We start from the raw sequence: 18,051 nt of genomic DNA on the forward strand, positions 1-18,051 counted from the left end.
AGTAACTCGCCCGCAAGGGCGAAAGCCTTTAAAGCTTTTGCTGTCGCTACTGCTGTTGATTGAAGCTTGTCTATCGGACGAGAAGATCTGTAGGAGCGGCTTCAGCCGCGACAGCGAGAGTCCGTTCTGTCTGTCGCGGCTAAAGCCGCTCCTACGATTCAGCGGCCGCCACCCTGGCAGCAAGTGCAAGAGCAAAGCTTTCGCCTGGCGGCGAGTCACTTTTCTTTGCTTGTGCAAAGAAAAGTAACCAAAAGAAAGCACACCCCGCAGCGCGCCCTCCGCGCTACGCGCTCCGGGTCCGCAGCCACGACGGGCATTTTTCGACGGCACATCCATGTGCCGGCGAAAAACGACGCGCATCCTGCGCGCCGCCCTTCGGGTATTCGCCCGCCGCGGCTGCCGCGCCGAGGGGGCCCGGTAAGTCAAAGGCAGAGCAAGAGCAAATGCAGGGGCGAAAGCAAAAGCAGCAGCAAAAGCGGAGGCCGTCGCAGCGAGCGCGTCCGCAGAGTCGGTCGTGGAGCCCACCGCCGGGCACACTAGCGCCGGCATCGCCAGCGACCACCTGCGTGACCACCGCCGATCCCCGCGCGAACGCGCTTTCCACCCCGAGCGCATGCGCGCCCTCACATCCGGAACACCCCGAACCGGCTCGGCTCCGCCGGCGCATTCAACGCCGCGGATAAGCCCAACCCCAGCACCCGCCGCGTCTGCGCCGGATCGATCACCCCGTCGTCCCACAACCGCGCACTGGCGTAGTAAGGATGGCCCTGCCGCTCGAACTGCTCGCGGATCGGCGCCTTGAACGCCGCCTCCTCCGCGTCCGACCACTGCCCGCCCTTGGCCGCGATGCCGTCGCGGCGCACCGTCGCCAGCACGCTGGCCGCCTGCTCGCCGCCCATCACCCCGATGCGTGCGTTCGGCCACATCCACAGGAAATTCGGTGAATACGCGCGGCCGCACATGCCGTAGTTGCCGGCGCCGAACGAACCGCCGATCACCACCGTGAACTTGGGTACCTTGGCGCAGGCCACCGCCATCACCAGCTTGGCGCCGTCCTTGGCGATGCCGCCGTGCTCGTACTTGCGGCCGACCATGAAGCCGGTGATGTTCTGCAGGAATACCAGCGGAATGCCGCGCTGCGCGCACAGCTCGATGAAGTGCGCGCCCTTCAGCGCCGACTCGGAGAACAGGATGCCGTTGTTGGCAACGATGCCCACCGGATAGCCGTGGATGTGCGCAAAGCCGGTGACCAGCGTGGTGCCGTAGCGCGCCTTGAATTCGTCCAGGCGCGAGCCGTCCACCACCCGCGCGATCACCTCGCGCACGTCGAACGGCTTGCGCGGGTCGGCCGGGATCACCCCGTACAGTTCCTCGGCCGGATACAGCGGCGGCTCCGGCGTGCGCAGCGCCAGAGCGGGGGCCGGCTTGCGCCAGTTGAGCTGGGAGACGATCGCGCGCACCCGCGCCAGCGCCTGCAGGTCGTTGTCGGCGAAGTGGTCGGCCACGCCGGAGATGCGCGTGTGCACATCGGCGCCGCCGAGGTCCTCGGCGCTGACGTCCTCGCCGGTGGCGGCCTTCACCAGCGGCGGGCCGCCGAGGAAGATCGTGCCCTGCTCACGCACGATCACCGTCTCGTCGCTCATCGCCGGCACGTAGGCGCCGCCGGCGGTGCACGAGCCCATCACGCAGGCGATCTGGGCGATGCCCTGCGCCGAGAGGTTGGCCTGGTTGTAGAAGATCCGGCCGAAGTGGTCGCGGTCGGGAAACACCTCGTCCTGCAGCGGCAAAAACGCGCCGCCGGAATCGACCAGGTAGATGCACGGCAGCCGGTTCTGCAGGGCGATCTCCTGCGCGCGCAGGTGTTTCTTCACCGTCATCGGGTAGTAGGTGCCGCCCTTGACCGTGGCGTCGTTGGCCACGATCACGCATTCCACACCGGAGACGCGGCCGATGCCGGCGACCACGCCGGCGCACGGCACCTCGTCGTCGTACAGGCCCAGCGCCGCCAGCGGCGCGATCTCCAGGAACGCGCTGCCCGGGTCGAGCAGGGCGTCGATGCGCTCGCGCACCAGCAGCTTGCCGCGCGCCTGGTGCTTGGCGCGGGCGGCTTCGCTGCCGCCCAGGGCGATGCGCGCCTGGGTGGCGTGCAGGTCGTCGACCACCGCGCGCAGCGCGGCGGCATTGGCGGCGAAGGCGTCGCTGCCGGGTTGCAACTGGGTCTGGATCGCGCTCATGGCAGAACCGTTGGAAAGGAGAAGAGGCGTGGTGCGGTGTAGGAGCGGCTTCAGCCGCGATGGGCGTTCATGGGAAGGCCCGCCACCCGCTCAGCATCACTTGGTCCGCTCGAACAATTCGCGGCCGATCAGCATGCGGCGGATCTCCGAGGTGCCCGCGCCGATCTCGTAGAGCTTGGCGTCGCGCCACAGGCGCCCGGTCGGATAGTCGTTGATGTAGCCGTTGCCGCCCAGCACCTGGATCGCCTGGCCGGTCAGCCAGGTCGCCTTCTCGGCGGCGTAGAGGATCGCGCCGGCGGCGTCCTGGCGGGTGGTGCGGCCGGCGTCGCAGGCGCGCGCCACCGCGTACACGTAGGCGCGGCAGGCGTTGAGGCCCACGTACATGTCGGCCAGCTTGCCCTGCATCAGCTGGAAGCTGCCGATCGGTTCGCCGAACTGGCGGCGCTCGTGCACGTAGGGCAGCACCACGTCCAGCGCCGCGGCCATCAGCCCCAGCGGACCGCCGGACAGCACCACGCGCTCGTAATCCAGGCCGGACATCAGCACGCGCACGCCGCCGCCGACCTCGCCCAGCACGTTCTCCGCCGGCACTTCGCAGTCCTGGAACACCAGTTCGCAGGTGTTGGAGCCGCGCATGCCGAGCTTGTCCAGCTTCTGCGCGGTGCTGAAGCCAGGCATGCCCTTCTCGACCACGAACGCGGTGATGCCGCGCGCGCCGCCGCTGGGGTCGGTCTTGGCGTAGACCACCAGCACGTCGGCGTCGGGGCCGTTGGTGATCCACATCTTGTTGCCGTTGAGCACGTAGCGGTCGCCGCGCGCCTCGGCGCGCAGCTTCATCGACACCACGTCCGAGCCGGCGCCGGGCTCGCTCATCGCCAGCGCGCCGACGTGCTCGCCGCTGCACAGCTTCGGCAGGTAGCGCGCCTTCTGCGCCGGGCTGGCGTTCTTGCGCAACTGGTTCACGCACAGGTTCGAATGCGCGCCGTAGGACAGGCCGATCGCGCCGCAGGCGCGGGAGATCTCCTCCATCGCCACCACGTGCGCCAGATAGCCCATCGCGCTGCCGCCGTACTCCTCCTCCACGGTGAGGCCGAGCAGGCCCTGTTCGCCGAGCTTGCGCCACAGCGGTGCGGGGAAGGCGTTGTCGCGGTCGGCCTGCTCGGCCAGCGGCGCGATCTCGCGCGCGGCAAAGGCGGCGACGCTGTCGCGCAGCAGGTCGACCTCCTCGCCCAACTCGAAATTCAACGACGGCATCAGCATGGCGGCAACTCCGGGAATGGCGGGTGGCCGGCGGCGCCTAGAATCGGACCCGCGCCGGGCAAGAGCGCCCAGCGTAGCCGGGAACGGCAAAGAAGTGAACAGAAATTCATTAATTGAACTTAGAATCACGCCATGGCCTACAAACGCTCCGCCCTGATGGAAGAACGCCTCGCCGGCAACCGCCAGCGCATCCTGCTGGCGGCGCGCCGGCTGATCGCCGCCGACGGCTTCCGTGGCGCCCCGGTGACCGCGGTGGCGGCCGAGGCCGGGGTCTCCACCGGGCTGATCTACCGGCATTTCCCGTCCAAGGCCGAACTGTTCGTGGAGGTGCTGACCGCGGCGGTGGAGCACGAGCTGACCATCCTGCGTGACATCGCCGCCGCGCCGGCGCCGGCCGCGCAGCGCCTGCGCGATGCCATCGCCTCGTTCGTGCGCCGCGCCCTGGCCGGCCCCGGCCTGGCCTACGCCTTCATCGCCGAGCCGGTGGAGCCGGAGGTGGACGCCGAGCGCATCCGCTGCCGGCGCCTGCTCGGCGACGTGTTCAAGGGCATCCTGGCCGACGGCGTGGCCGCGGGCGAGTTCCCCGCGCAGGACCTGGACGCGGCCGCGGCATGTCTGGTCGGCGCCTACACCGAGGCCCTGGTCGGCCCGACCGCGCCCAGCCGCGACGGCCCGCGCGACAGCGAGCGCCTGGTCGAGGCGGTGTGCGGGTTCTGCCTGCGCGCGGTGGGCAGCGCCTGAGCGCAACGGCCGCGCCGCCTGCGCCGAACTGCTGCGATGCAGCACGCATCGCCTGCGATTCCGGGCCATCCTGGCGTGCAGCGCGGCGCAAACGCTGGCTATACTCGGTCGCGTAGCGGTGGTCCGGATTACCACGTGCCAAAGGGGTGTGATGTGCGGAATTACGACCTCGAATTTCTCAAGCGCTTCTCGATGGTGATCGGCCTGCTGGTGCTGATCACCCTCGGCCTGATCGTGTTCGCGCATCACCTGCAGCGGGCCATCCCGCCGGAGGTGTCGCCGACCGCGCAAAAGCGCACCGACGAGCGCATTGCGCCCGTGGGCGCGGTCTACGCCGGCAGCACCGGCGCCGCGGCGCAGGCCGCTGCGCAGGCGGCGGCGCTGGCCAAGGCCTCGGCGCAGGCGGCCTACGGCGGCACCACCGACGGCAAGACCATCTTCAACAACCTGTGCACCGCCTGCCACACCACCGGCGTGGGCAAGGCGCCGACGCTGGACCACGCGCACTGGGACAAGCGCATCGCGCAGGGCAAGGACACGCTCTACAGGCACGCCATCGAGGGCTACACCGGCCCCGACGGCGGCATCATGCCGCCCAAGGGCGGCAATCCCGGGCTGACCGAGGAGCAGATCCACGCCACCGTGGACTGGATGCTGGCCAACCTGAAGTAACCTTGCGCCTCCCGCACGCCCCTGCGCCGCCTCCGGGCGGCGCATTCGTTTCCGCGCCCGTCGCGTGCCGGCGCAAACAAGGAGAGTGATCGCATGCGCATGCCGCCGCCATCGTTGTTGTCGTTGCTGCTGCTGGTCGCAGCCCCCGCCGCGCAGGCGCTGACGCCGCCGACGTTGTTGCCGATCGGGCAGTTACGCCCGGGCCCGCAGGCGCAGGGTGTGGTGTTCGAGGGCGTGGTCACCGCTCGGGTGGAGGCCGGCGGCAGCGGCTACCTGGTGCAGGACGCAGGCGACGACGATCCGTTGACCGCCGACGCCCTGCTGGTGCGCGGCGATGCCGAGCGCAGCCTGGCCCCGGGCGACCGCGTGCGGGTGTGGGGCGAACTGGCCCCGCAGGCCGCCGCGTCGGCCAAGGCCGGCACGGCCTTCGTCGGGCGCAGCGTGCTGGAGCAGGGGCACACCGTGCTGGCGCGGGCGCAACCGTTGCCGCTGCAGGTGCTCGACGCGGCGCCGGCCAACTGGTCGGCGCTGGCCGGCATGCGCGTGCGCATCGCCGCGCCGCTGACCGTGGTCGACAACGACATGCTGGGCAAGACCGGCGAACTCGGCGTGGCCTTCGGCGGGCGCCTGTGGCAGCCCAGCGAGGTGGCGGCACCCGGCAGCGCCGAGCAGGCGGCGGTGGTGGCCGACAACGCGCGGCGCGGGCTGCGCCTGGGCTCGCTTGCCGCGCCGCCGCCGCCGCCGGCAACGGCAACGGCAACGGCAACGGCAACGGCAAAACTTCCGGACTATCTGGGCAGCGCCACTGCACCGCCGCGTGCGGGCAGCACGCTCCAGGATGTGGAGGGCATCGTCGGCGGGATGATCGAGGGTGCCGCGCGGCTGTATCCGACCGCCGCGCTGCAACTGACGCCGCCGCCGGAACCGGCGCCGCCGCAGGTCGCCGGCAGCCTGCGCATCGCCGCGTTCAACCTGGAGAACTTCTTCAACGGCGACGGCCGCGGCGGCGGGTTCCCGACCTTGCGCGGCGCACGCACGCCGGCCGAATTCCAGGCGCAGCTGCGCAAGCTGGTGGCCACGATCCGCCCGCTGCAGGCCGACGTCGCCGCGTTGATGGAACTGGAGAACGACGGCTACGGCCCGACCTCAGCGATCGCCAGCCTGGTCGACGCGCTTAATGCCGGCGGCGGCGACTGGCGCTTCGTCGACGCCGGGCGCGGCCCCGGCGACAACCCGATCCGGGTCGGGCTGATCTACCGCGCCTCGCGCGTCAGCCCGGTGGGCAAGCCGGCGATGCTGGAAGGCGGCCCGTTCGCCGAGCACAGCCGCGTGCCGCTGGCGCAGGCGTTCCGCCGCGGCAGTGGTGCGCCGTTCGTGGTGGTGGCCAACCACTTCAAGTCCAAGGGCGGCTGCAGCGAGGCCAGCGGCGCCGACGCCGACCGCGGCGATGGCCAGGGCTGCTGGAACGCGACCCGCACCGAGTCGGCGCGCCGCGTCGATGCGTGGCTGCGCAGCGACCCCACCGGCACCGGCAGCACGGCCAACGTGCTGCTCGGCGATTTCAACGCCTATGCGATGGAAGATCCGTTGCGCCTGCTGCGCGACGCCGGCTGGCGCGATGCGTTGCAGGAGGCGCATGTCGCGCAGCCCTACAGCTTCGTCTATCGCGGCCTTAGTGGCCGGCTGGACCACGCCTTGCTGAGTCCGGCGCTGGCGGCGCGGTTGCGCGGTGCCGCCGAATGGCACGTCAACGCCGATCTGCCCGACAGCGACGGCTACCGCGAGCGCGATCTGCCGGGCCCGTGGCGCAGTTCCGATCACGATCCGTTGTTGCTGGGGTTTGATTTGTAGGCTGGGAATGGGGAAATGGGAATGGGGAATCGGGAAAAGCCGGTTGTCGCTTTCTTTTCCCAGCCTCGATGTACGGGAAGTACCGCCGGAGCTGATGTCATGCGCGAAGCGCACGACTGCCATCATGCGGAATAGCGCTGTGTTTCAGGCGGCGCGTGCTGCGCGTCTCGCCTTGCGTGTCACCAGCGGCTCTTGAGGATTGCTCTTGTCTCTTGTGGCGTTTGCCGCGCGCGTTGCCATCGTGCCGCCCGAAGTCGGTAGATGCCGTGCTTTTGCCCGATAGAACGACAGCATCGACTGTTGCAGTTGCAGTTGCAGTTGCAGTTGCAGTTGCTGTTGCTGTTGTTTCTGCTGTTGCCGTTGCTCTGGCTTTTGACTTACCGGGTTCCCTTCCGCAGCGGCGGATGGACCGGGGAAACACCCGAAGGGCGGCGCACATGGATGTGCGCCGTTCGCGGCAGGGGCAGGATGCCCCTTCCGCGAATCCCCGGTACATCCGCGGACCCGGAGCGCGCAGCGCGGAGGGCGCAAGGCAGGGCGCGCTTTCTTTTGGTTACCTTTTCTTTGCGCGAGCAAAGAAAAGTAACTCGCCCGAAAGGGCGAAAGCCTTTGCTGTTGCTTCAATCTTGAGTGTCAAACGAGAAGATCTGTAGGAGCGGCGTTAGCCGCGACAAACGTAATTGGTCATGGCTGTCGCGGCTGAAGCCGCTCCTACGATCCAGCGGTCGTCACCGTAGCAGCAAGTGCAAGAGCAAAGCTTTCGCCTTGCGGCGAGTTACTTTTCTTTGCTTGTGCAAAGAAAAGTAACCAAAAGAAAGCACACCCTGCCTCGCGCCCTCCGCGCTAGCGCGCTCCGGGTCCGCGTCCATCCCGGGGATCCGCGGAAGGGGCATCCTGCCCCTGCCGCGGACGGCGTACATCCATGTACGCCGCCCCTTCGGGGTTTTTCCCCGCGCTGGCCGCCGCTTCGGAAGGGAACCCGGTAAGTCAAAAGCCAGAGCAACGGCAACAGCAACAGCAACAGCAACAGCGAAAGCCAAAACCAAACTGCATCGTGCCCCTGATCGCCTTCAGCGAAAGCACGCCATGCAACACGTCCCACTCAATGCCCGCACCGCCGCCGATGCCTGCGCCAGTTCCACAGGTGCGCACTGGCCAGGGCCAGGCTGCCGCTGACCGTCATCGCGGTCTCGCTGGCCTCGTCGGGAATGCCGAAAGCGCCGGCCAGCAGCCCGAGCAGGCCCAGCGCCGCCAGCGTCCACAGCGGCCAGGGCAGCGCATCGCGCTGGTGCCCGCGCCACAGCGCCAACCCCGCCAACGGCGCGGCGATCGCCACGAACACCACGTGCACCCACTCGGCCTCGGCCCACACGCCGAACAGCGGCAGCGCCGCGGCCAGCAACGGCAAGGCCAGGCAGTGCAGCAGGCACAGCCCGGACAACAGCATCGCCGAGGCATCGAAGAAGGATTGCGGCAGGGATTTCATGGACGATCACTCCAATGCATCAAGTGTTATATAATAACATTTCTGGCCCGCCACGCTTCCGCGCCGATGCCCGCCATGTCCACGTCCGCCGTTTCCGATTCCCGCCTTCCCGTCACCGTCCTGTCCGGCTTCCTGGGCGCCGGCAAGACCACCCTGCTCAATCGCGTGCTGCACAACCGCGATGGCCGCCGCGTGGCGGTGATCGTCAACGACATGAGCGAGGTCAACATCGACGAGGCGCTGATCCGCGACGGCGGCGCCGCGCTCAGCCGCACCGAAGAGACGCTGGTCGAGTTCAGCAACGGCTGCATCTGCTGCACCCTGCGCGACGACCTGCGCCAGGAAGTGCAACGCCTGGCCGAGAGCGGGCGCTACGACTACCTGTTGATCGAATCCACCGGCATCTCCGAGCCGATGCCGGTGGCCGCGACCTTCGCTGTGCGCGATGCCGACGGTCGCGGCCTGGCCGACGTCGCGCGCCTGGACACCATGCTCACCGTGGTCGACGGGGTGAGCTTCTTGCGTGACTTCGGCTCGGCCGAGCGTCTGGCCGACCGTGGCCTGCAGGCCGGGGACGACGACGACCGCGGGCTGGTCAACCTGCTGGTGGAGCAGATCGAGTTCGCCGACGTGATCGTCATCAGCAAGGCCGACCTGGCCGATACGGCCACCCTCGACCGCACCCGCGCGGTACTGCGTGCGCTCAACCGCGATGCGCGCATCGTCGAGGCCAGCCGCGGCGACGTGCCGCTGGAGCTGGTGCTGGACACCGGCCGCTTCGATTTCGTGCGCGCGCAGCTGGCGCCGGGCTGGATGCAGGCGCTGCGCGGCGAGCACGCGCCGGAGACCGAGCAGTTCGGCATCGAAAGCTTCGTCTATCGCGCGCGCCGGCCGTTCCACCCGCTGCGCTTCGCGCGGCTGGCGCAGCGCGGGCTGCGCGATGTGATCCGCAGTAAGGGCTTCTTCTGGCTGGCCAGCCGCATGGACTGGGTCGGCGAGCTGTCCATCGTCGGTGCGGCCACCCAGACCCAGGCCGCCGGCTTCTGGTATGCGGCGCGCGAGCGCGTGGACCGCGGCCTGCTGGACACGCCGCTGGCGCTGCCGCCGTCGCCGCTGGCGTACACCGAGCTAGGCTGGCAGCGGCAGCAGACCGCGTGCTGGAACGCGCCTCCGCCGCAGGCCGAGGAGGTCGGCGATGCGCGCGAGTACGCGGCGCTGCGCGCGATGTGGCATCCGCTGTGGGGCGACCGCCGCCAGGAACTGGCGGTGATCGGCGTCGGCCTCGACACGGCGCGGGTGCGCGCCGAACTCGATGCCTGTCTGCTCGACGACATCGAACTGCGGCAAGGGCCGGTGGCGTGGCAGGGACTGGAGGATCCCTTCCCGGTGTGGAGGCGTTGAGAGGCCGGGAGTGGGGAATCGGGATTGGGGAATCGTAAGAGCGGGGTGCGGGTGCTGATGGTTAGCTGCCTGCACCCATCGCGATCAGGATGATCGCCGGTACCGCCAGCAGCAGGCCGAGGCGGTTCCAGCGGGTGGTGCGTTCGCCGAACACGGCGATGCCGAGCAGGGTGCCCAGGCCGATCACGCCCAGGTTCATCGCCGCGAACACGCTGGCCGGGCTGTCCGGCACGGTCTGGTGCGCGCGCACGTAGAACAGGATGTTGCCGAAGTTCAGCGCGCCGAGCAGCAGGCCGGCGCCGAGGTTGCGCCAGGCCAGCGGGGCGGTACCGCGCAGGTGGCGCCACAGCTGCACGCCCAGCAGCAGCACGAAGGCCAGCGCGAAGGCCACCAGCAGCGAAGCGGCGAACGGGGTGCCGGCCTGGGCGATGCGCTTGAGCAGCACGTCGATCGCGGCGAAGCCGACCCACACCAGCAGCAGCCACGGCGCGGTGCCTGCGGCGCGGTGCGGCGTCGCGTCCGGCCGCTGCACGACGCCGGCGATCGCCAGCAGGCCCAGCGCCAAGCCGGCCAGCTTGGCGGCGTTGGCCTGTTCGCCGAACCACAGGAAGGCCGCCGCCAGCGACAGCAGCAGCGACAGCCGTTGCGCCGCGTCGGTGCGCACGATGCCGGCACTGGCCACCGCATGGCCCAGCACCAGGAAGATGCCCGGCAGCAGCACGCCCAGGCCAAGCAGCGCCACCCACGGCGTCTGCGCGTCGCCCAGCGCGGCCAGCGGCGGGTGCAGCAGCGCGGCGCACAGCAGCAGCGCCGCCAGGTAGTTCCAGGTCACCGCCTGGGCCAGGTCGATGCGCCGTTGCGGCGCCAGCTTCAGCAGCGCCGAGACCAGCACGCTGCACACCACACTCAACAAGACGAAGACCACACGCAGGATCCGGATCGGGAGGAAAAAGAACGCTGCGTGCACCGCTTCGGCATGTGGCCGCGACCCAGCCCCGGTATTATGACCGCATGACTTCTCCTGCTTTCCCCACCGCTTCCGGCGCGCTGACCCTGCAAGGCCCCGCCGGCCCGATCGAGGCCGCGGTCGATCTGCCCGATGCCGACGTCCCCGCGCTGCCGGTCACCGCCATCGTCTGCCATCCGCTGTCCACCGAGGGCGGCAGCATGCACAACAAGGTGGTGACCATGGTCGCGCGCGCGCTGCGCGAACTGGGCGTGCGCGTGGTGCGCTTCAACTTCCGCAGCGTCGGCGCCTCCGCCGGCAGCTTCGACCATGGCGAAGGCGAGCAGCAGGACCTGGCCGCGGTGGCCGCCTGGGTGCGCGATCAGCGTCCGCACGATGCGCTGTGGCTAGCCGGTTTCAGCTTCGGCGCCTACGTCTCGCTGCGCGCCAGCGCCGCGCTGCAGCCGCAGGTGCTGATCTCGATCGCGCCGCCGGCCGGGCGCTGGGATTTTTCCGACATGGCGCCGCCGCCGCAGTGGCTGGTGATCCAGGGCGAGGCCGACGAGATCGTCGACCCGCAGGCCGTGTACGACTGGCTGGACACGCTGCAGGCGCAACCGCAACTGGTGCGCATGCCCGACACCAGCCACTTCTTCCATCGCAAGCTGATCGACCTGCGCGGCGCCCTGCAGCACGCGGTCAAGGCCTGGCTGCCGGCGGCGCAGGCGTGAGCGCGGCGGCATTGCCGTCGCAGCGCTACGCCGAGGGCGTGGCGCGCGGCGACTGGCGCGACGATCCGGCCCAGCATGCGGCGCTGGCCGAACTGGACCGCATCCACGTCGCGATCGTCGATGGCGACCAGGAGGGCTGGCTGGACCGGCTGTCGGCGTTCTGGAAGAAGCCCGAGCCGGTGCGCGGCCTGTACTTCTGGGGTGGGGTCGGCCGCGGCAAGACCTTCCTGGTCGATCTGTTCTACGACGGCCTGCCGATCGCGCGGAAGTACCGTACGCATTTCCATCGCTTCATGCGCGGCGTGCACGAGCGCCTGCGCGAACACGCCGGGCAGAGCGATCCGCTGGCGAAGATCGCGCAGGAGTGGCGCAGCCGGTTGCGCGTGCTGGTGCTGGACGAGTTCTTCGTCACCGACATCGGCGATGCGATGTTGCTGTCGCGCCTGCTCGAGCGCCTGTTCGCCGAGGGCGTGACCCTGGTCACCACCTCCAACACCGCGCCGCAGAACCTGTATCTCAACGGTCTGCAGCGCGAGAGCTTCCTGCCGGCGATCGGCCTGCTGCAGACCTATTGCGTGGAGCTGTACGCCGAGGGCACCGAGGACTACCGCATGCGCGCGCTGACCCGCTCGCCGGTGTACCGTGCGCCGCTGGCCGAGGACAGCGATGCCTGGCTGGGCGAGCGTTGGGGCGCGCTGACCGGCAATGCCGAGGCGCGCCGCGGCAACATCGAACTGGAAGGGCGCAAGATCCCGGTGCGCGCGCGCGGCAAGAGCATCGTCTGGTTCGATTTCGTCGCCTTGTGCGAAGGCCCGCGCGGTCCCAGCGACTACATCGAGATCGCGCACGAATTCACCACCGTGCTGCTCGGCGGCATCCCGCATTTCGACCGCATGAACGAGGACGCGGCGCGGCGCTTCGTCAACCTGATCGACGAGCTGTACGACCGCCACGTCAACCTGGTCTGCACCGCGCAGGATCCGCCGCCGCTGCTGTACACCGGCGAGCGCCTGGCCGGTGCGTTCGAGCGCACCGCCTCGCGCCTGATCGAAATGCAGAGCGCCGAGTACCTGGCGGCGGCGCACCGGGTCTGAGCGCAGACCGATGTCCGCGGTGCGGGTTCAGCGCACCGCGCCAGGCGCACACAGCCCGGCGACGAAGCGCGGCATCAGGCCCGCGCCGGCGATCTCTTCCAGATAGGCGGCCGCCGGGCAACTGGCGCCGCCTTCGCTGCGTGCGCAGCGCAACGGCCCAGACGCGCCGTCCTGCGGCAATTGCCGATCCATGGCCTGGCGCTGCGCCGCCGGCAATCCATCGCGAAAGGTCTCCTCGGCATCGAGCAGATCGGCCGGGGTGAGCCGGTCGGTCGGCACGCCGGGGCACTGACGACGGGTTTCGCGGGCCAGCGCGTCGGCGCCGGCACCGACCAGCACCGGGCCGTCGGGCAGGGTGTTGGGCACGGTCTTGGGCACCACGGCGGTGGGGGCAGCGCCGAGCGCGGCCAGCAGCAGCAACGATGCGCGCATGCGGAAGCTCCTCGAGTTGCGCGCAGCGTAGTCCTGCGTCGCTCGCAGCACGAGGGGGAGGGCGGCGCCGGCTTCAGCAAGGAGTCGGCGGAGCATAAATATCGCTTGCTATTAAATAGCGTGCTATGTAATGTAGTGCCCATGGACCGTACCTCTGCCCCCGACGCCACCGCCCTGCTGAAGCTGGATACCCAGCTGTGCTTCGCGCTGTATTCGGCCAACCTAGCGATGCACAAGCTCTACCGCGGGCTGCTGCGCGACCTCGGCCTGACCTATCCGCAGTACCTGGTGATGCTGGTGCTGTGGGAGCAGGACCAGCGCAGCGTGTCTGAGATCGGCGAGAAGCTGTTCCTGGATTCGGCCACCCTGACCCCGTTGCTCAAGCGCCTGGAGGCGATCGGCCTGCTGACCCGCCGCCGCGCCGCCGATGACGAGCGCCGCGTGCTGATCGCGTTGACCGCCGACGGCCAGGCGCTGCGCACACGCGCACAGGCGGTGCCGGAAGGCGTGCTGTGCGCGGTCGCCTGCGATCTGCAGCAACTGACCCGGCTCAAGCACGACCTGGAAGAGGTCCGCGGCAAGTTGCAGGCCGCCGCCTGAGAGGTTCCCGACCCGATCGCAGTCCTCTTTAGACCATCCCTCCAGTTCGACCCTCTACCCCATGGCGCCGCGGCGCCGCCCTCCAAGGAGAACCACCATGGCTTCACCGACCACCATCGCCTACACCGCCACCGCTACTGCCACCGGGGGCCGCGACGGCCGCGCCGCCACCCCGGACAAGGCGCTGGACGTCAAGCTGTCGACCCCGCGCGAACTGGGCGGCGCCGGCGGTGACGGCACCAACCCCGAGCAGCTGTTCGCGGCCGGCTACTCGGCCTGCTTCATCGGCGCGCTGAAGTTCGTCGCCGGCCAGGAGAAGGTGAAGCTGCCGGCCGAGCCGAGCATCGAAGGCCATGTCGGCATCGGCCAGATCCCGGGCGGCTTCGGCATCGCCGTGGAGCTGCGCATCGCCGTGCCGGGCCTGGAGCGTGCGACGCTGGAATCGCTGGTGGAGAAGGCCCACCAGGTGTGCCCGTATTCCAATGCCACCCGCGGCAACATCGACGTCAAGCTGGTCGTGCTCGACTGAGCCAGCCGGAGGTCCGGGCCGGCACCTGCGCCGGTCCATGACGACACGCGAACGGGCGGCCACTGGCCGCCCGTTCGCGTTGCGGGCGCCTGCGCGTGCTGCCGTGCACATTGAGGCCGCCCTGTGGCGATGCAATAGTGTGCGCTTCGTCAAATCGAGCGCGCCATGCTCAGTTCCGCCTACAACGCCGAGACCGTCGCCGCCTTCATCCAGGGCGCGCGCCGTCTGCTGGTGCTGACCGGTGCCGGCATGTCCGCCGAGAGCGGGGTGCCGACCTTCCGTGGCCAGGACGACAGCCTGTGGTCGCGCTTCGATCCCGAGCAACTGGCCACCGAGGACGCCTGGCGTGCCGACCCGGCCCTGGTCTGGGGCTGGTACCGCTGGCGCATGGCGATCGTGGCGCAGGCGCAGCCGCACGCCGGGCACCTGGCGCTGGCGCGCCTGGCCGAGGTCCGCCACACCACCCTGGTGACCCAGAACGTGGACGACCTGCACCAGCGCGCCGGCAGCGAGGTCGCCGCGCACGTGCACGGCCGCCTGTCGGCGCTGCGCTGCAGCGACTGCGGCCAGCCCTGGCGCGGCCTGCTGCCGCCGATCGACGTGCACACCCCCAGCCAGCGCTTGGCGCCGCCGGTGTGTGCGGCCTGCGGCGGCACGGTGCGCCCGGGCGTGGTGTGGTTCGGCGAAGCGTTGCCGGCGGCGGAGTGGGCGCGCGCGCAGACCGCGGCCGACAACGCCGACCTGGTGCTGGTGATCGGCAGTTCCGGCCTGGTCTATCCGGCCGCCAGCCTGCCGCTGCAGGCCAAGGAGCGCGGCGCCTGCGTGGTCGAGATCAATCCCGAACCCAGCGCACTGTCGGCCCGTGCGGATCTGCACTGGCGCGACAGCGCCGCGGTGGCGCTGCCGTTGCTGCTGCAGCAGTGCATGGTGGCCTGAGCGCGTTGCCGGCCGCGGGAGCCGCGCGCGGCGCTCAGCGCAGCGTGTGCAGGAACGCGTCCACCGCCGCGGTGTAGGCCGAGGGCAGGCCCAGGTCGCGGTTGATCTCGGCATGGCTGGCGTCCTGCGGCAGCACCTCGACGCGGATGCCGCGGCCGTTGGCCTTGGCGGCCAGGTGGCGCGCCTGCGCGCAGGCATCGGCACGGCGGCTGGAGCACACCGCCAGCAGCGGCGGCGCGCTGGCGCCCATGACGTGGTATGGCGAGCCGGCGATCCAGTCGCTGCGCACGCTGCCGAACGCGCGGTCGTACAGCGGCAGATGCCGTTGCTGCATCACCTGCTCCACGTCCATCGCCGCACTGTCCAGCGCCACCGTGCCCAGCGGTCGGCGCGCCCCGGCCTGCGCCAGCAGGTCCGGCGACAGGTCCAGCAGGCTCACCAGGTGCGCGCCGGCCGAGTGGCCCATCAGCACCAGCCGCGCCGGATCGGCGCCCCACTGCGGCGCCAGTTGCTGGATCCGCGCGACCGCGCGCGCCACGTCCTGCGCCTGCTGCAGCGGCGTCGCCTGCGGCAGCAGGCGGTAGTTCAGCGACACCAGCACATGGCCTTGCGGCAACCAGTGCGCGACCTTGTTGGCGGCCACGCCGGGGTTGTCCTTGTCGCCGTCGGCCCAGCCGCCGCCGTGCACCATCACCAGCAGAGGCGCCTGGCGCACGCCTGCCGGCAGGTACACGTCCATGCGCTGCGCCGGGTCCGGGCCGTAGGCGACGTCGCGCAGCACCTGCGCGCCGGCTGGAAGCGGCGCACGCGCGGTGTCGGCGCGATCACCCTGCAGACGCTGCAGCAGGCGTGCGCGCAGGCGCCCGTCCTGGGCGTGGGCAGGCGTGGCGGTCAGCCCCGGCAGCAGCAGCGCCAGGGCGAGCAGGCAATGGGCGGGCGACGGGCGGGACAGGCGCATGGGCGGATCACTCCTTGAAGAACGGCGAGGGAGGTCGTGGCACGGCCGGCCGCTGCAGGCGCCGGCGCGCGCCGGTTCAGGCCGGGCGCAGGTGCAGGGTGGCGCACAGGCCGTGTGGGGCGATGGGCTGCAGAAGCAACGCGCCGCGATGCTGGCGGGCGACGCGCTCGACGATCGCCAGGCCCAGTCCGCTGCCGCCATGGCCGCCGTGCACGAACGGCTGCAGCGCGCGTGCCGCCAGCGCCGGATCCAGGCCGGGGCCGTGGTCGCGCACCTCGATGCGCCAGCCATCGCCGCCGTCGCTGTGCAGGCGCAGTTGGAACGGCGCGGCGCCGTGCCGCTCGGCATTGCCGACGAGGTTGCCGAGCGCGCGCTGCAGCGCCAGCGGCCGCCCGTGCAGCGGCGCCTGCGCGGGCAGGACGGCCTCCCAGCCGGGTTGCGCCGCGCCCAGCGCCTGCCGGCAGAGGTCGGCCAGGTCCAGGGCCACGGCGGGTTCGTCGCGGCCGTCGCGGGCGTAGGCGATGAACTGCGCCAGGATCGCGTCGATCTCGCCGATGTCGCGCTCCATGCCCTCGCGCAGTTCCGGCTCCACCTGCGGCAGCAGCGCCAGCGCGTACTGCAGCCGCGTCAGCGGGGTGCGCAGGTCGTGGGAGATGCCGGCCAGCAGCAGCGCGCGCTCGGCTGCGGCCTGGCGCACGTCGGCGCTGGCCGCGGTGAGCGCCTGCGCCAGCGCGGCGACTTCGCGCGGGCCGCCGGTGGCGATCGGTCCGGCCTGTTCGCCGCGCACCAGGTGCGGAGCGGCCTGCGCCAGTTGCCGCAGCGGCCGCACCAGGCGCCGCGCGACCAGCGCAGCGGCGAGCCAGACCAACAGCGTGCAGCCGGCCAGCATCGCCACCGAAAATCGCCGCAGGCCGTGCCCGCGCGGCTGGCTGGAGAACGCGATCCACAGCGGCGTGGGCGTGGCCAACTGCAGCCACAGGGTGCCGTCGGCGTCGCGCCGCAACGCGCGCCCGGGGCCGAGCTGGTCGGCCGCGCGGCGCTGCACGGCGTCGACCAGCGGGCCGGCGGCATTGGCCGTGGGCGGCGCGCTGCGCAGTTGCAGCCCGGCCTCGCGCAACGCCGGTGCCAGCGCCGCGGCGGCCGGCGAGCGCTGCAGCGCCTCGGCGACATTGGCCAAGCCGTGCAGCACGCGCAGTTGCTGCTGCGCTGCCGGCCGCAATGCCAGTTCGCGGCCGAGCAGCAGCGCCAGCAGGCCGGCGCCGGCCAGCACCAGCGCGATCACCAGCGCCAGTTGCCCGAACAGGCTGCGCGGCCAGCCGTTGGCGCGGAAGGCAGGCGCGCTCACGCCTGCGGCTCCGGCGGCACGTACACATAGCCCACGCCCCACACCGTCTGGATCAGCCGCGGCGTGCGCACGTCGTCTTCCAGCAGCTTGCGCAGCCGCGCCACGATCACGTCGATGCTGCGGCCCAGCGGCTCGTGTTCGCGGCCGTGCGCCAGGCTGGACAGGCGGTCGCGGCTCAGCGGCTGCTGCGGGTGCCGCAGCAGCACCGACAGCACCGCGAACTCGGCGGTGGTGAGCTTCAGCGGTTCGCCGTCGCGGCGCAGCTCGCGCCGTCCCAGGTGCAGGCGGAAGCGGCCGAAGCCGATCTCGCCGCCGTCCGGCTGCGGCGCGCCGGCGCCGCCCGGGCGGGTACGGCGCAGCACCGCGCGGATCCGCGCCAGCAGCTCGCGCGGGTTGACCGGCTTGGGCAGGTAGTCGTCGGCGCCGATCTCCAGGCCGACGATGCGGTCGATCTCGTCGCCCTTGGCGGTCAGCATCACGATCGGGGTGTGGTCGCCCTGGCCGCGCAGGCGTCGGCAGATCTCCAGGCCGTTCTCGCCGGGCAGCATCAGGTCCAGTACCACCAGATCGTAGTGGCCGCGCGCCAGCGCCTGCTGCAGTTGCACGCCGTCGGCCACCGCCTTGACCGCGAAGCCCTGGCTTTCCAGGTAGCGGCACAGCAGGGCGCGCAGGCGGTCGTCGTCGTCGACCAGCAGCAGGCGGGGAGCGGGCGCGGCATCGTGCATGGACGCCACTATCGGCTGCGCCGCGGCCTGGCGGCAACGGCGATGGCGGCGCATCTGTAAGCGGATGTTTCCGCCGTGGCCTGCGGCAACATCCGCTGGCCGATCCGGCG

17 protein-coding genes are annotated in these 18,051 nt (G+C 70.8%); 9 read left to right on the plus strand and 8 right to left on the minus strand.

Going from position 1 to position 18,051, the window contains the following annotated elements:
* Positions 1-623 precede the first annotated feature (623 nt).
* Positions 624-2,234 (minus strand): carboxyl transferase domain-containing protein, encoded by a 1,611-nt coding sequence (locus RAB71_RS01600; RefSeq protein WP_010341369.1) that lies wholly within the window; start codon positions 2,232-2,234, stop codon positions 624-626.
* 96 nt (positions 2,235-2,330) lie between these two features.
* The gene (locus tag RAB71_RS01605; RefSeq protein ID WP_010341368.1) at positions 2,331-3,494 is read right to left on the minus strand and encodes an isovaleryl-CoA dehydrogenase; all 1,164 of its coding nucleotides are present in this window, start codon (positions 3,492-3,494) and stop codon (positions 2,331-2,333) included.
* Positions 3,495-3,626: 132 nt separating this feature from the next.
* Here RAB71_RS01605 and RAB71_RS01610 point away from each other — a divergent pair, with 132 nt between their 5' ends.
* From RAB71_RS01610 to RAB71_RS01620, 3 genes are all read left to right on the plus strand, one after another.
* Positions 3,627-4,235, plus strand: a complete 609-nt coding sequence (locus tag RAB71_RS01610) for a TetR/AcrR family transcriptional regulator (RefSeq protein ID WP_010341367.1) — start codon at positions 3,627-3,629, stop codon at positions 4,233-4,235.
* A gap of 153 nt (positions 4,236-4,388) precedes the next feature.
* On the plus strand, positions 4,389-4,907 hold the full coding sequence (locus RAB71_RS01615) for a cytochrome c5 family protein (protein ID WP_010341366.1): 519 nt from the start codon (positions 4,389-4,391) through the stop codon (positions 4,905-4,907).
* 93 nt (positions 4,908-5,000) lie between these two features.
* Positions 5,001-6,758 carry an ExeM/NucH family extracellular endonuclease gene (locus RAB71_RS01620; protein WP_010341364.1) on the plus strand — a complete coding sequence of 586 codons (1,758 nt, stop codon included), beginning with the start codon at positions 5,001-5,003 and terminating at the stop codon, positions 6,756-6,758.
* A gap of 1,102 nt (positions 6,759-7,860) precedes the next feature.
* Here RAB71_RS01620 and RAB71_RS01625 read toward each other — a convergent pair.
* Positions 7,861-8,244, minus strand: a complete 384-nt coding sequence (locus tag RAB71_RS01625; protein WP_010342064.1) for a MerC domain-containing protein — start codon at positions 8,242-8,244, stop codon at positions 7,861-7,863.
* Between the two features lie 75 nt (positions 8,245-8,319).
* Here RAB71_RS01625 and RAB71_RS01630 point away from each other — a divergent pair, with 75 nt between their 5' ends.
* The gene (locus tag RAB71_RS01630) at positions 8,320-9,645 is read left to right on the plus strand and encodes a GTP-binding protein (protein WP_010342065.1); all 1,326 of its coding nucleotides are present in this window, start codon (positions 8,320-8,322) and stop codon (positions 9,643-9,645) included.
* Between the two features lie 61 nt (positions 9,646-9,706).
* Here the strand turns inward: RAB71_RS01630 and RAB71_RS01635 are convergent, their stop codons facing one another.
* The gene (locus tag RAB71_RS01635) at positions 9,707-10,570 is read right to left on the minus strand and encodes a hypothetical protein (RefSeq protein WP_010342066.1); all 864 of its coding nucleotides are present in this window, start codon (positions 10,568-10,570) and stop codon (positions 9,707-9,709) included.
* A gap of 86 nt (positions 10,571-10,656) precedes the next feature.
* Between RAB71_RS01635 and RAB71_RS01640 the strand changes: the two genes are divergently transcribed.
* Entirely contained in the window at positions 10,657-11,322 is a 666-nt protein-coding gene (locus RAB71_RS01640) for an alpha/beta hydrolase (protein ID WP_010342067.1), read from the plus strand.
* Positions 11,319-12,416 (plus strand): cell division protein ZapE, encoded by a 1,098-nt coding sequence (zapE, locus tag RAB71_RS01645; protein WP_029561968.1) that lies wholly within the window; start codon positions 11,319-11,321, stop codon positions 12,414-12,416. Before RAB71_RS01640 ends, zapE begins: the two co-directional genes overlap by 4 nt.
* A gap of 27 nt (positions 12,417-12,443) precedes the next feature.
* On the opposite strand, the gene RAB71_RS01650 is transcribed toward zapE, so the two are convergent.
* Positions 12,444-12,848, minus strand: coding sequence for a hypothetical protein (locus RAB71_RS01650; protein WP_010342069.1), 405 nt, complete (start codon positions 12,846-12,848; stop codon positions 12,444-12,446).
* A gap of 141 nt (positions 12,849-12,989) precedes the next feature.
* Here RAB71_RS01650 and RAB71_RS01655 point away from each other — a divergent pair, with 141 nt between their 5' ends.
* The 3 genes from RAB71_RS01655 to RAB71_RS01665 all read left to right on the plus strand — a co-directional run bounded on the left by RAB71_RS01655 (position 12,990) and on the right by RAB71_RS01665 (position 14,913).
* A complete protein-coding gene (locus RAB71_RS01655) occupies positions 12,990-13,448 on the plus strand; it encodes a MarR family winged helix-turn-helix transcriptional regulator (RefSeq protein WP_010342070.1) in 459 nt (152 codons plus the stop codon).
* Between the two features lie 97 nt (positions 13,449-13,545).
* A complete protein-coding gene (locus RAB71_RS01660; RefSeq protein WP_010342071.1) occupies positions 13,546-13,977 on the plus strand; it encodes an organic hydroperoxide resistance protein in 432 nt (143 codons plus the stop codon).
* Positions 13,978-14,142: 165 nt separating this feature from the next.
* Entirely contained in the window at positions 14,143-14,913 is a 771-nt protein-coding gene (locus RAB71_RS01665; RefSeq protein WP_010342072.1) for an NAD-dependent deacylase, read from the plus strand.
* A gap of 34 nt (positions 14,914-14,947) precedes the next feature.
* On the opposite strand, the gene RAB71_RS01670 is transcribed toward RAB71_RS01665, so the two are convergent.
* The 3 genes from RAB71_RS01670 to ompR form a co-directional block, all read right to left on the minus strand.
* A complete protein-coding gene (locus tag RAB71_RS01670; RefSeq protein WP_010342073.1) occupies positions 14,948-15,871 on the minus strand; it encodes an alpha/beta hydrolase in 924 nt (307 codons plus the stop codon).
* Between the two features lie 76 nt (positions 15,872-15,947).
* Positions 15,948-17,216, minus strand: a complete 1,269-nt coding sequence (locus tag RAB71_RS01675; RefSeq protein WP_104609495.1) for an ATP-binding protein — start codon at positions 17,214-17,216, stop codon at positions 15,948-15,950.
* Positions 17,213-17,941: a two-component system response regulator OmpR gene (gene ompR, locus RAB71_RS01680; protein ID WP_029561969.1), complete on the minus strand. Its 729-nt coding sequence runs from the start codon at positions 17,939-17,941 to the stop codon at positions 17,213-17,215. Before ompR ends, RAB71_RS01675 begins: the two co-directional genes overlap by 4 nt.
* Positions 17,942-18,051: the final 110 nt, after the last annotated feature.

Origin of the sequence: Xanthomonas sacchari, assembly GCF_040529065.1 — a bacterium.
In the GTDB taxonomy this organism is placed as follows: Bacteria; Pseudomonadota; Gammaproteobacteria; order Xanthomonadales; family Xanthomonadaceae; genus Xanthomonas_A; species Xanthomonas_A sacchari.